Annotated in this window: 14 protein-coding genes; 6 read left to right on the top strand and 8 right to left on the bottom strand. The window is 64.0% G+C overall.

What is annotated here, in order from left to right:
* Positions 1–9: 9 nt before the first annotated feature.
* Positions 10–492 (bottom strand): hypothetical protein, encoded by a 483-nt coding sequence (locus B0E48_RS14515; RefSeq protein WP_077518857.1) that lies wholly within the window; start codon positions 490–492, stop codon positions 10–12.
* Between the two features lie 101 nt (positions 493–593).
* On the opposite strand from B0E48_RS14515, the gene trxC reads away from it, so the two are divergent.
* Positions 594–1037 (top strand): thioredoxin TrxC, encoded by a 444-nt coding sequence (gene trxC, locus B0E48_RS14510; protein ID WP_077518856.1) that lies wholly within the window; start codon positions 594–596, stop codon positions 1035–1037.
* An 84-nt stretch (positions 1038–1121) separates the two neighbouring features.
* Positions 1122–2627, top strand: a complete 1506-nt coding sequence (locus B0E48_RS14505; protein WP_077518855.1) for a peptidase S10 — start codon at positions 1122–1124, stop codon at positions 2625–2627.
* Between the two features lie 124 nt (positions 2628–2751).
* Here the strand turns inward: B0E48_RS14505 and egtD are convergent, their stop codons facing one another.
* From egtD to B0E48_RS14480, 5 genes are all read right to left on the bottom strand, one after another.
* Positions 2752–3741 carry an L-histidine N(alpha)-methyltransferase gene (egtD, locus tag B0E48_RS14500; protein WP_077518854.1) on the bottom strand — a complete coding sequence of 330 codons (990 nt, stop codon included), beginning with the start codon at positions 3739–3741 and terminating at the stop codon, positions 2752–2754.
* Entirely contained in the window at positions 3738–4961 is a 1224-nt protein-coding gene (gene egtB, locus B0E48_RS14495) for an ergothioneine biosynthesis protein EgtB (protein ID WP_254423982.1), read from the bottom strand. The genes egtD and egtB overlap by 4 nt, the downstream gene beginning before the upstream one ends.
* Positions 4962–5217: 256 nt before the next feature.
* Positions 5218–5628, bottom strand: coding sequence for a hypothetical protein (locus B0E48_RS14490; RefSeq protein ID WP_077518852.1), 411 nt, complete (start codon positions 5626–5628; stop codon positions 5218–5220).
* A gap of 64 nt (positions 5629–5692) precedes the next feature.
* Complete coding sequence (rlmKL, locus tag B0E48_RS14485) at positions 5693–7879, bottom strand: bifunctional 23S rRNA (guanine(2069)-N(7))-methyltransferase RlmK/23S rRNA (guanine(2445)-N(2))-methyltransferase RlmL (protein WP_077518851.1); 2187 nt, start codon at positions 7877–7879, stop codon at positions 5693–5695.
* Positions 7876–8403, bottom strand: coding sequence for an alpha/beta hydrolase (locus B0E48_RS14480; protein WP_077518905.1), 528 nt, complete (start codon positions 8401–8403; stop codon positions 7876–7878). Before B0E48_RS14480 ends, rlmKL begins: the two co-directional genes overlap by 4 nt.
* A gap of 90 nt (positions 8404–8493) precedes the next feature.
* Between B0E48_RS14480 and B0E48_RS14475 the strand changes: the two genes are divergently transcribed.
* The 4 genes from B0E48_RS14475 to B0E48_RS14460 all read left to right on the top strand — a co-directional run bounded on the left by B0E48_RS14475 (position 8494) and on the right by B0E48_RS14460 (position 11262).
* The gene (locus B0E48_RS14475; protein ID WP_077518850.1) at positions 8494–9105 is read left to right on the top strand and encodes an N-acetylmuramoyl-L-alanine amidase; all 612 of its coding nucleotides are present in this window, start codon (positions 8494–8496) and stop codon (positions 9103–9105) included.
* 77 nt (positions 9106–9182) lie between these two features.
* Positions 9183–10049, top strand: coding sequence for an acyl-CoA thioesterase II (locus B0E48_RS14470; protein WP_077518849.1), 867 nt, complete (start codon positions 9183–9185; stop codon positions 10047–10049).
* A gap of 59 nt (positions 10050–10108) precedes the next feature.
* Positions 10109–10501: a hypothetical protein gene (locus B0E48_RS14465; RefSeq protein WP_077518848.1), complete on the top strand. Its 393-nt coding sequence runs from the start codon at positions 10109–10111 to the stop codon at positions 10499–10501.
* 53 nt (positions 10502–10554) lie between these two features.
* A complete protein-coding gene (locus B0E48_RS14460) occupies positions 10555–11262 on the top strand; it encodes an arginyltransferase (RefSeq protein ID WP_077518847.1) in 708 nt (235 codons plus the stop codon).
* 62 nt (positions 11263–11324) lie between these two features.
* Here the strand turns inward: B0E48_RS14460 and B0E48_RS14455 are convergent, their stop codons facing one another.
* Complete coding sequence (locus B0E48_RS14455) at positions 11325–11888, bottom strand: hypothetical protein (protein WP_217318065.1); 564 nt, start codon at positions 11886–11888, stop codon at positions 11325–11327.
* Positions 11889–11891: 3 nt separating this feature from the next.
* Positions 11892–13415 (bottom strand): FMN-binding glutamate synthase family protein, encoded by a 1524-nt coding sequence (locus B0E48_RS14450; protein ID WP_077518845.1) that lies wholly within the window; start codon positions 13413–13415, stop codon positions 11892–11894.
* Positions 13416–13431 lie beyond the last annotated feature (16 nt).

Raw genomic sequence — 13431 nt, 5'->3', positions numbered from 1 at the left:
GGCGCTTGCTCAACCGCGTCCGCCCCATGGCCACCAGCCCTGTCCACTTTGCGCGTAACGATCCGCCGCACGCTCGAACGGATTGCGCACGCTGATGCCGCCACACAGCAGATACAGCGGCAGGAACAAGGGGCCGAGCAACAGGTATTGATACACATGCGCACGTTCGTGATCGGCCAGTGACACTGGTGGCTCGGCGCCGCGGCCGGCGCGATGCGCATAAGTAAGACACGGCGTATCCAGTCGCTCACCGGTATGCACTATCACGTTGCCGAGGGTCAGCGCACCACCCGCTCCCCACGGCCAGCGACGCACCACCAGCGCCAGTTCGCCCCGCTGCCAGCGCATGCGCGCGCCGAACGCGAAGCCGATGAGCGCTGCCAGCACACCGAGCAAGGTGTTCGGCAAGGTCCAGCATATGCCGAGTGCGACTACGCCGCGCAACAACCGGCGCGGCATGGGCACATTGGATTCATGGACTTGCTTCTGCATGCTCAACGGTTTCGGTTACCTGTTGCCAGCTTGGATTTGCCTGCTCGCGGCGCCATCTTGACGGCCATGGCGCTGCGCGCCACCCATTCCCGGAGTCTGCCATGAGTACGCCACTGAACATCCCCTGCCCGCATTGCAGCGCACTCAATCGCGTGCCTGCCGAACGCATCGGCGAGCAACCGACGTGCGGCCGCTGCAAACTGGCATTGTTCGACGGCCATCCGGTCGAACTGACCGCCACGAACTTCGACGCGATCACCGGCCGCGGCGATCTGCCCGTGCTGGTGGATTTCTGGGCGCCCTGGTGCGGACCCTGCGTCGGCTTTGCACCTGTGTTCGTGCAGGCGGCACGCCAGTTCGAGCCACGCCTGCGACTGGCCAAGCTCGACACCGAGGCAGAGCAGCAGCTGGCTCAGCGCTTCAACATCCGCAGCATTCCCACCCTGATCCTGTTCCGCCATGGACGCGAAATCGCGCGGCAGTCCAGCGCGCTCAACGCGACGCAACTGCAGCAGTTCATTGAAGCGGCGCTGGTGCAGGCTTGAAGCACCACCACCCATGCCTTTATGCACACTCCGACCGCGGCGCGGACGGTTAGGCTGGATTCTTTCCCCATGAGGAACGGATCCGTGCGCAAGTCCCTGCAAACCGCCGTACTGGCGGCCCTGATCGTTGCCGGATTCAACACATCGGCGCTGGCCGTCGACGCCCACAAGCCAGCAGCGACGCCGGATGCGGCCAGTAGCAACGGCTTCCATCTGCCGCCGTTTCCAGCCGATGCGCATGTAACACAGTCCACCACGGTGGACGGCAAGACCCTCAAGTACACCGTGACCGTGGGCGCGCTGCCGGTATTCGACGAGAAGGGCACCACCATCGGCCAGGTGGTGTTCACCGCCTACACCATGGCCGGCAAGGACCGCCCGGTGACGTTCGCGCTCAATGGCGGCCCGGGCGCCTCGTCGGTGTATCTGAATCTCGGTGCGATCGGGCCGAAGAAAGTGAACTTCGGCGTCGAGGGCGACAACCCGTCCGACCCGGCGACCCTGCACGACAATCCCGGCACCTGGCTGGGCTTCACCGATCTGGTGTTCATCGATCCCGTTGGCACTGGCTTCAGCCGCGCGCTGGTGGACGACAAGGAAGCGACCAAGCAGTTCTACAGCACCGACAACGACATCAAATACCTCTCGCGCATCGTCTACGACTGGCTGGTCAAGAGCGGGCGCATGACGTCGCGCAAATACCTGGTCGGCGAGAGCTACGGCGGCTTCCGTGGCCCGCGCATCACCGACTACCTGCAGACCCAGCTCGGCGTGGCGATGAACGGCGTGGTTCTGCTGTCGCCGTATCTCGATCCGGCCGCGTCGGACGACCAGGATGTGTCGCCGCTGCCGTGGATGCTCACGCTGCCCTCGATCGCTGCCGCGCACCTGGAACGCGAACACAAGCTGTCCCCGGAGTCGATGGCCTCGATCATCGAGTACACCCGCGGCGAATATGCCAGCGATCTGATGAAGGGGCGTTCCGATCCGCAGGCCACCGATCGCGTGGTGAACAAGGTGACCGCGCTGACCGGGCTCGATCCGCTGTTCGTGAAACGCTCCGGCGGCCGGCTGGAGACCCAGGCCTACCTGCGCGAGGTGTACCGCGCCGAAGGCAAACTGGGCAGCCGTTACGACTCCAACGTCACCGCGTGGGATCCGTTCCCGTACGCACCGCACCAGCGCACCGGCGACCCGATCCTCAACGGCATCATCGCGCCGACCACCAGCGCGATGGTCAACTTCGTCACACAGACGGTCGGCTGGAAAGTCGACGGCCGCTACAACGCGTTGAGCTACGAGGTGAACCAGCTGTGGCATGAGGACGACGACGCGAACAAGGGTTCGGTGTCGCAACTGCGCGAAGCGGTCGCCAACGATCCCGGTCTGCGTGTGCTGATCGCACACGGCTGGGACGACCTGTCCTGCCCGTTCATGGCCTCGGTACTGATCGTCGACCAGATCCCGGCGATGGGCGATCCGACCCGCGTACAGGTAAAGGAGTATCCCGGTGGCCACATGTTCTATGCGCGCGCTGACAGCCAGGCGGCGCTGACCAGTGACGTGCGTGCGCTGTACGGCGTGAAATAAGACGGCCTGAAGAATCGCGCAGCTTCGTAGGGCGGACAGTGTCCGCCGCTGTTTCGTCACGGACTCAAAAGCCGGCGGGGCGCGTGCCCGCCCTGCGAAGAACCGGCAACCAGCAGTCGCGGTGTCAGCGCGTCAGCGCGCTGGCACGTACCAGATACTGCAGGCTGAACATCTGCTCCGGATCGGTCCACACCTGCTGCACGGCCAATCCGGCCCGCGCGGCCAAAGCAGCGAAGTCAGCCAGCGAATACTTGCAGCTGTATTCGACCTGCATGGCTTCGTCCTCGCGGAACGCCACATTCACGCGTCCGATTTTTACCTGCTGTTCGCGACGACTGACGATATGCGTCTCGATGCGCCCGGCCATCGGGTTGTAGTGCGCCCGATGCGCGAACGCCGACAGCTCGAAGTTGCTGCCGATCTCGCGATTCAACCGGGCCAGCATGTTGAGGGTGAACTCGGCGGTGACTCCGGCGCGGTCGTTGTAGGCCGCTTCAATCACGGCTGGATCCTTCTTCAGATCCACCCCGATCAAGATACCGCCGGCGTCGCCCATTTCGTTGCGCATCTTTCGCAGCAGCACGGCCGCTTCACGGTTCTCGAAATTGCCGATAGTGGAGCCGGGGAAATACACCACCGTGCGCCGTGGCGCACGCGGCGGAATCGGCAGGCGCAGCGGCTTACTGAAGTCGGCGCACAGTGGCTGCATCGGCAATCGCGGAAACTCCTTCGTCAGCCGCTCCACACTCTGCCGCAACGGCTCGGAAGAAATTTCCACCGGCACATAGGCAACCGGTGAATGCAGATGTTCCAGCAGCATGCGGGTCTTGCGTGCGTTGCCGCTGCCGTATTCAACCAGCCGCACCTCACTGCCGAGGATGTCGGCAATCCTTTGTGCATGTGCGTCCATCAGCGCGATTTCGCAGCGGGTGAGGTAGTACTCCGGCTGCTCGCAGATTTCGTCGAACAGGGCGGAGCCGCGCTCGTCGTAGAACAGCCACGACGGCAGCCGCTTCGGCTTGAGCGCGAGTCCACGCTGGGCGATTTCCAGCAAATCGTTTACCGGCGGGCGACGATCGTCGTCGCTGACGCCACAGGGTTGCACACTGCTCATCGGTCCTGTCCCAGTCGCAGCCCGGCAAATTGCCAGCGGGCATGGGGTGGAAAGAAATTGCGGTAACTGGCGCGGATGTGATCGCGCGGGGTGACGCAGGAACCACCGCGCAACACCCATTGACCGCACATGAATTTGCCGTTGTATTCGCCCAGCGAACCGGGCAGCGGGCGAAAGCCCGGATAGCTGACGTAGGGCGAAGCGGTCCATTCCCACACATCGCCGTACAGCTGCAGAAGATTTTCACTACCGGCCGCCACACGCGGCTGGAAACGCTGCTCGTTCTGCAGATTGCCGCTGATCTCGATACCCTGCGCCGCCGATTCCCACTCGGCCTCGGTCGGCAACCGCGCACCAGCCCAGCGTGCGAATGCCTCGGCTTCGTAATAGCTCAGGTGGCACACCGGCTCATGCGGATCGAGCGCACGCACGCCGGCCAGGGTGAACTCGCTGGCTAGGTCGGCCTGCCAGTACAGCGGATGCTGCCAGTCTTCGCGCTGCACCGTGGCCCAGCCCTCGGAAAGCCACAGACCGGGTTCGCGGTAGCCGCCCTCGCGCACGAACGCCAGGTATTCGGCGTTCGTCACCAGCCGGTTGGCCAGTGCATGCGGCTGCAGCAAGGTGCGGTGACGCGGCGTCTCGTTGTCAAACGCAAAACTCTCGCCGCGATGACCGATCTCGACGATGCCTTCGCGACCATCGACAAAACGCAGTGGTACCGGCTTCATCTTTGTCACGACAGCCGGGATGGCTCGATAGGCAGGCTGCAGCGGATTGCACCAGAACGCATGCTTGATGTCGGTCAGCAACAGCTCCTGGTGCTGTTGCTCGTGCTGCAGACCCAGCTCGACCAGGGTGATCAGTTCCGCATCGTCATTGCCGGCCAACAGCTCGCTCACCGCATCGTCGATGTAGTGCCGATAGCCACGCACCTCGTCCAGCGACGGACGTGACAAAACGCCACGCTGCGGTCGCGCATGCATCGGACCGACCGACTGGTAGTAGGAGTTGAACAGGTAGTGCCACGCCGGATCGCGCGGCCGATAGGCGCGATCACGCCCGAGTACGAACTGCTCGAAGAACCAGCTGGTGTGCGCCAGATGCCACTTGCCGGGACTGGCGTCCGGCATCGACTGCACCAGCAGATCCTCGGCGCTCAGGCCCACGCAAAGCGCCAGCGTCTGCTGTCGCACCTGCCGGAAGCGTGCCGCCACCGACATCTGTACGCCCAGCGAGCCGATCGGCATTAGCGGTGCCTCGACGCGATCATCCGCGTGAGCGCTGCAAAATGGGGCCAGTGGCATGGAGGCTTCAGAAACATGGCCGCCAGCATGCCGTGCCCATCGTTCAAATCCCGTGATACCGAGATGGCTGTTTGATGGCAGCTCACGCGAGCGTATCGACCTTCGGCATGGCGGTCCTGAAACGAATGAGCCCGGCTTGCGCCGGGCTCTGTTCATGCTGGTTCAGACGGACTCAGTTGCTGTAATAGCCGTCATCGCGAACGTACTGCGCCGGCGGTGGATTGTTGTAGATCACCGTGCGACTCGCCACCGGCGGACCGTCCTGATAAACCACACCCGGCTGGGCGTAAACCACACCTGGCTGGCCGTAAACGACTGGCGGCGCTCCGTAATACACCGGCGGCGGACTCAGGGCACTGGCCACCAGACCGACCACCGCGCCAGTAACCAGCGCACCGGCAATCCAGCGACCGCCGCTCCAGTACCCACCACCATGGTAATAACCGTGGTAACCACCACGGTAACCACCGTAGCCATGACCGCCCCAGCCACGAGCCGACGCGCTTAGTGGCATAGCCACCGTTGCCGCGACTGCCAGACTGATGACTGCCAGCTTGCTCGCACTCATGAAACGCTTGGTCATGACACCTCTCCGTTAATGACGATGCCTATGCTCGGCTCGCCGCGCTTAATGTGGACTGAAGGGTTCACTTTTTGATGCGGGCGCTATCCCACGGGTTAATCCCGGCGTCAGGTTTGCGCCGCCGGAGCAGCCAGCAACCGTGGATGTCGGCGCGGCGGGCGAAGTCGAACGGGATGCTGGGTGCGGTCCAGTCCTCGATCTCGAAGCGTGGTTCAAGCTCCGCGCGATCGAGTTTGAAGCGCCGGAAGTTGTTGGAGAACACGATCACGCCATCGCGGGTCAGCCGTTCGCTGCAGGCGTCGAGCAGCTTCACGTGATCGCGCTGCACGTCGAAGTCGTCGGCGCGCTTGGAGTTGGAGAACGTCGGCGGATCGACAAAGATCAACCCGTAATGCCCGCGGTCGCGCTGCAGGAAGTCGAGTGCATCGAACTGCATCAAGCGGTGACTGGAACCGCTGAAGCCGTTCAGCGCGAGATTGCGCGACGCCCATTCCAGATACGTGGCCGACAGATCCACACTGGTGGTTTCCAGCGCACCGCCGGCCGCTGCATGCACGCTGGCGGTGGCGGTGTAGGCAAACAGATTGAGGAAGCACTTTCCATCCGCCAGCTCGCGCACCTTCGCTCGCACCAGCCGGTGATCGAGGAACAGTCCGGTATCGAGATAATCGGTGAGGTTGACCAGGAACTTCAGGCCGTCCTCGTCCACCTCGATGAACTCATTGCGCTGATCGAGCTGGCCGTACTTGGAGCCGCCCTTGCCACGCTCGCGCGTCTTGATCGCGATACGTTCACGCGGCACGCCGAGCACTTCGCCAGCGACGCGGGCGATCTCGCGCAGGCGCAGCCGGGCAATGTCGGCGGGTACGTCGGCTGGCGCGCGGTATTCCTGGATATGCAGGTGATCGTCGCCGTTCGTGTCGCCGTAAACGTCGATCGCCGCAGCGTACTCGGGCAGATCCTGATCGTAGGCACGCCAGCAGTGGATACCTTCGCGGGTCAGCCGCTTGCGCAGGTGCTTGAGGTTTTTCTCCAGCCGGTTCTTCAGCATCTGCGCGCCGGCCGACAGCGGCTTCGGTTCGCGCGGCGCTTCGTCCCGCTTGCTCAGGTCGAACGTCAGCAGCACGGTTTCCAGCGCACCGTTGTACAACGCATAACGCTTGTCCGCGTGGAGCTGCATCGCGCGACCGAGCTCCACGTCGCCGGCCAGCACGGCAGCACGCCAGCCGGTGAAACGCGTACGCAGCGTGTCGCCCAGTGCGCGATACAACTTCGGCATCTCGGCGCGTTCGCCCAAGCGCTCGCCGTACGGCGGATTGGTGATGACCAGGCCGTAGTCGACGCCCGTTGGCGGGGCGGCGTGCGTCATATCCTGTCGGTCCAGCGTGAAGAAGCCAGCTACACCGGCTTCCTGCGCATTGCGGATGGCCGTCTGCACCATACGCGGGTCGGCGTCGCTACCGAAAAACACACTGCGCAAGCCGCGCTGGCCGGTTTCGGCGCGCTGCTTCGCTTCGTCCAGCAGGCCGCGCCACAGCACGATGTCGTGTTGCTGCCAGCCGAGAAAGCCGAAATATTCGCGGCGCAGGCCCGGCGCCACGTCGGCCGCCATCAGCGCGCCTTCGATCAGCAGCGTGCCCGACCCGCACATCGGATCGAGCAAGGCGCCGCCGGCGGCATATACCTCCGGCCAGCGTGCACGCAGCAGCATCGCGGCGGCGAGGTTTTCCTTCAGCGGCGCTTCGCCCTGCACTTCGCGCCAGCCGCGGCGGTGCAGCGGCGAACCGGCGAGGTCAAGCGACACGGTCGCACGGTCGCGGCGCAGGCGCAGGTTGATGCGGATGTCCGGTTCGTCGGTATCGATACCCGGCCGGTTGCCGTCACGCTGGCGGAACTGGTCGACTACCGCATCCTTGGTACGCAGGCCGATGAACTGGCTGTGGGTGAGCTTGCTCATCGCGGTGCCGGCATCCACCGCGAAAGTGGCGTGCGCGGCCAGATGCTGGCTCCAGTCGATCTCCTGCACGCCGCGATACAGCGCATCGTCATCGGCCGCGTCGAACTCGGCCAGCGGCAACAGGATGCGGCTGGCCAGGCGCGACCACAGGCAGGCGCGGTACGCGGTTTCCAATGTCCCGGAGAAATGCGCGCCGGCCAGTGCCTCGCGCACGTCGCCGGCGCCGATCGCGATCAGTTCGTCGCGCAGCAGGTACTCCAGCCCCTTCGGGCAGGTCGCGAAGTAGTGGCTCATGAGCTGGCCACCAGTCGATCGAGCATGTGCCGAAACTGCGCAGCGATCATCTCCATGCTCGCGCTCAGCCGATGGTCGTCGTCCAGCACCAGCAGCGGCAGCCGACGCTGGGCAGCGAAGGCGTGCACACCCGCCAGTGGACACACGTCGTCGCGCCAGCCGTGAATCAGCATCGTCGGCACGTCGCGGCGCAGGTCGAACGCACGCGCATAACCGGGAATCCCGCTCGGCGTGGCCAGCAGCAGCGCGCCCGCCACCGGCACATCCAGCGAGACCAGCCCGGACACGAATGCGCCCATGCTGGAACCAACCAGCAGTGGTGGTGCATCGAGTGCCTCGATGGTGGCGCGCAGGCGGGCAATCCGTGGCGCCACCGAACCGGCATGACCGCGCGCGTCATCGGCACGGTAATCCGGACGCTGCGTGCGCCAGCCCAGCGATTCGGCCAGGGCAGCCAGCGCGCTGACCTTGGTGGCGTCCGGGCCGGAATCCGAGCCGTGCGAGAGAATGATCTGGCCGCGCATGGCGGTCTCCAATGAAAACTTCGAAAAGCCAAGGCGGCATGGTAACAGGCGGCGTTTCCGCCGAGCCTTGCCGCATGCGAGACTTGGCCGATGCCGATGACCATCCATGACCAGCCGCTGCCCTACGTCGCCCACCTGCCCGAGCGCCCCGCCAACGCCGTCGAAATGGTGGTGATTCACTGCACCGAACTGCCGGATCTTGCCACCGCCCGCGAATACGGCGAGAAAGCCTTGTATGACAACGGCAGCGGCAACAGCGGCCACTACTACATCGACCGCGACGGTGCGGTTTACCGCTACGTTCCCGGCACCCGCGTGGCGAACCACGTACGCGGGCACAACCCGAATTCGATCGGCATCGAGCTGGTCAACCTGGGGCGCTACCCGCACTGGTGGGATTCACGGCATCAGCAGATGACCGAGCCATACACTGCCGCCCAGATCAGCGCGCTGCGTGCCCTGCTGGCCCAGCTGCGCCACGATTTCCCGAACCTGCGGCAGGTTGCCGGCCATGAGGATCTGGATACCGCGATGATGCCGGCCAGCGACGACCCCGCGCAGGAAATCCATCGCAAGCTCGATCCCGGCCCGCTGTTCCCATGGGCCGAGGTGCTTGACGGCAGCGGGCTGAAGCGGATCGGTGGTAGCGACTTCAGTCGCGATAACTACGATCCGACGAATCATGCAGGGCATCGCGGCTGAAGCCGCTCCCACAGAAAGCCGAAAGTCTTTCGAGGCGCCCTATAATCGCGCCTTCGCCAACGCCACGAGCTTTCTCCATGTCGCCAAACCACGTCACCGAACTGGTCGATCTGCTGCAGCTTGAGCGGCTGGAGGACAACCTGTTCCGCGGCCAGAGTCGCGACATCGGCACACGCTTCGTATTCGGCGGCCAGGTGCTGGGACAGGCGCTGGCGGCGGCCCAGGAAACGGTGGATCCGCTGCGCGAGGCGCATTCGCTGCATGCCTACTTCCTGCGTGCCGGTGATATCGATGCGCCGATCGTGTACAGCGTGGAGCGCGCCCGCGATGGCGGCACGTTCTCGTCCCGGCGGGTGCTGGCGATCCAGCACGGCCAGCCGATCCTGAATGGATCGGTCTCGTTCCAGGTGCCCGAGCACGGTGTAGAACACCAGACCTCGATGCCCGAAGTGCCGGCGCCGGAAGACATCGAGCCGCTGCATCCGCTGCCGCCGGACGAACTGGCGCGGTTGCCGGTCAAGCTGCAACGCTGGCTCGGCATCGACGGCCCGTTCGAATTCCGCCAGGTGTGGCCACGCGACGAGCGCCATCCGGCCAAGCGCCCGCCGATCCAGCACATCTGGTTCAAGCTGACCTCGCCGATCAGCGACTCGGCGATCCTGCATCGCGCCCTGCTTGCCTATGCGTCGGACTTCCATCTGATCGGCACCGCCACGCTGCCGCATGGCATCTCATACATGACCCACAACGTGCAGATGGCCAGCCTTGATCATGCGCTGTGGTTCCATCGCCCGTTCCGCGTCGACGAATGGCTGCTGTACTCGTTCGACAGTCCCACCGCGCAGGGTGCCCGCGGGCTGGCACGCGGGCAGATCTTCAGCCGTGACGGCCGGCTGGTGGCTTCCACCGCGCAGGAAGGGCTGATCCGCGTTCGCCAACCCTGATCGCCCAACAAATCGGCGTGCAGCGGATCAAGCCCTGTCAAGCCGGGTAAACTGCGCACATGCGCCAGATCTATACCTCCCCCCGCCAAGAAAACATCGATCGTGTGGTCGCCCTGATGGCCGAACACGGCATCGAGGCCTCCGTGGCCAATCGATCCAACTACAACCGCCCGACCTGGCAACGCTTCAGCTACTCGCAGCGGCAGGACAACCGTGACAGCTGGGCGCAGGTGTGGATCACCAGCGCCGACGACTACACCAAGGCGCGTGCGCTGCTGCGCGAGCTCGGTATCGAGCCGGTGATCCGCCATGGCGAGGAGCTGGCTGATGCGCGCAATCCCTCGCCCATTGCACGGCGCGAGCACACCGTGGCCCGTGTGCGCCGCATCGTGCTGCTGCTCGTGCTGGCCGCGTTTGCGATGGTGGTACTACGCTACGTCCACGTCGTCTAAGACGTTCCAGCACCCGATGGTGCCGGGCCGTGCGGCAGGCATAGAATCGGGACATGCGCCGCACCGACCAAGTCCGCCTGTTCCAGACGCTGCCCCATGCGTGCGGCTACTACGCCGAGCGTACGGCGCAGAACCTGGTGATCGACCCGGCCGCGCCCCAGCTTGACCAGCTGTACGGACCGGCGCTGGAACGCGGCTTCCGCCGTGCCGGCGGCCATCTGTATTTTCCACACTGCCCGCAGTGCCGCGCCTGTACGCCATGCCGCATCGACGTGGCGAACTTCGCGCCGGACCGCACGCAACGCCGCTGCCTGAAACGCAATGCCGACCTCGTCGTCAGCGAATCGATCCCCGGTTACAACCGCGAACGGCACGGCCTGTACGAACGCTATCTGCAAAGCCGCCACCCCGGCGGCGGCATGGACGATGCCGAAGCCAGCGACTTCCGCCGCTTCCTCACCGCGCCGTGGAGTCCCACGTTGTTCATGGAACTGCGCCAGGGCGAACGCCTGCTCGCGGTGGCAGTCACCGACATTTGCCACAACGGCATTTCAGCCGTCTATACGTTCTACGATCCCGGCGAAACTTCACGCAGCCTCGGCACCTACGCGATCCTGCAACAGGTCGAACTCGCCCGCCGCCGTGGCGTGCCGTGGCTGTATCTCGGCTTCTGGATCGACGGCCATCCGAAGATGGATTACAAGCGGCGCTTCAGGCCGTTGCAGATTCGTACGGCCGATGGCTGGGTGACGATGGCGTAGGTCGGGTTGCCATGCTCAGCACCTGCCACTTGCAGCATCTGGTTTGCGAGCAAGCCTACGAGTTACGCTTGGAACTCATACAGAACATCTTCTTTCATATTGCCGAGAATTTCGGCACTGACATCGCGTGTGTGCACAATCTCTCGACCCATCAGCTGAATGTGATCTTCAACTGATCCGTCATACATGTGCAAAAGCAGTGCAACGCTAGAAGTCTTTCCAGAATTCAGTACTTCACAGATAAAGGCCACCCAAGACTCCATTGCTTCCGAATTGGCGGTGGCATTCGCCTGTTCGTGCAGGCTGAGATGTTCCTGCTTCTGCTGCAGTGATCTATCGATCTTTGCTTCACTCCAACCTTTAAGTCGAAGGCGCTTCCTTTGATCCATACTATCGCCGCGGCGTAAGGATCTGCCGCGGAGATGAGCTCCCAACGGGGTGCCGCAGTCACACTGCGCAGTAGTGGTCATGAAATAGCGTTCGGCGAGGTTGATCTGCTCCTTGATGCTTGCGTTCAACTGCGGCTTGAACTGCCTGCCGTATTTGTGGGCGATGGCATCAAGCTCAGCGTGAGCTGCCTCAGCAGGCAATACAGCACTAACAAAGTGGCACATGGCTTTGAGCACCTATCACTTGGCCGTAACCGTCACCTTGGCCACCTGCGGATACGGAAACAACTTCTCCAGCGGAATCGACAACCCATCATCGCCCACCACGCGGCAATGCCCGCGATTGAGCTGGCGCGGCTCGCTGACGCCGCAGCTGTGCGCGATGATGCCGACCTCCTTCATCACGTTCGTGGCGTAGTGGTAGACACGCTCGCTCTTGTCCATCACCACCAGGCCACGCTGCAGCTTCGGATCCTGCGTGGTGATGCCGGTGGGGCAGGTGTTGCGGTTGCACTGCAGTGACTGGATGCACCCCAGTGCCAGCATGAAGCCGCGCGCGGAGTTGACGAAGTCCGCGCCGATCGACAGCGCCCATGCCACGTCGTAGGCGGTGATGCATTTGCCCGAACAGATCACCTTGATGCGCTCGCGCAGACCCTTGACGATCAGCATGTCGAGTAGCGCCGGCAACGCCTCGCGCAACGGCAGGCCGACACCTTCCATCAGCGTTTGCGGCGCGGCGCCGGTACCGCCCTCGGAGCCGTCGACGATGATGAAATCCGGCGCGCTCTCGACGCCGCGCCGATGGATCTCGTCGCACAGTTCGCCGATCCATTCCACCCCACCGAGCACCGCCTTGAAACCGACCGGCTTGCCGGTGAGTTCGCGGATGTGCCGGATCGCGTTCATCAGTTCGGGCACGTTGCCGATGTCGAGATGGCGGTTCGGACTCTGCGAATCTTCGCCGACCGGGATACCGCGGATCGCGGCGATCTCGGCGGTCACCTTGGCGCCGGGCAACAGACCACCCATGCCGGGCTTGGCGCCCTGCCCCAGCTTGATGCTGACCATCTTCACCTGCTTGTGCGCACAGATCGCCAGCAGCTTGTCGTCGTCGAGCTTGCCGTCGGGCGTGCGCACGCCGTACTTGGCGGTGCCGATCTCGAACACGATGTCGCAGCCGCCTTCAAGGTGATACGGCGCCAGGCCGCCTTCGCCGGTGTCCATCCAGATCCCGGCCTTGGCCGCGCCGCGCGACAGCGCGCGCACCGCCGGTGCCGACAGCGCACCGAAACTCATCGCCGAGATGTTGAAGAACGGCGCATGGCTGTACGGCTCGCGCGCATACGGACCGATCGTCACGGGCACCGGCTTGACGTGATCCACGCCAAGATCCGGAAACGGCGCGTTGACGAAGAACGGTACGCCTTCGCCACGCAGGTCACGGCTGGAGCCGAACGCGTTGGTGTTGTCCACATTCTTCGCGGCGCGGTAGACCCAGGTACGCTCGGCACGATTGAACGGCATCTCCTCGCGATCGCTGGAATACAGGTACTGGCGGAAGAATTCGCCCAGATGCAGGAACCAGTAGCGGAAGTGGCCGATCACCGGGAAGTTGCGCAGCACCGCGTTGCCGGTCTGGTTGCGATCGACCACCCAGGTCACCAGTACCACCATCACCGCCAGTGCCAGCAGCAACAATGCGAAAGCCGTGCAGAGTTCCACCACGACGACCAGCCAGTGCGCAAATCCGCTCGATTCCATATCTGCCATTCTTTCA

Origin of the sequence: Rhodanobacter sp. C03 (assembly GCF_002001175.1) — a bacterium.
In the GTDB taxonomy this organism is placed as follows: Bacteria; Pseudomonadota; Gammaproteobacteria; order Xanthomonadales; family Rhodanobacteraceae; genus Rhodanobacter.
The sequence above is the reverse complement of the archived record's forward strand: the minus strand, read 5'-3'. Positions and strand labels throughout refer to the sequence as shown.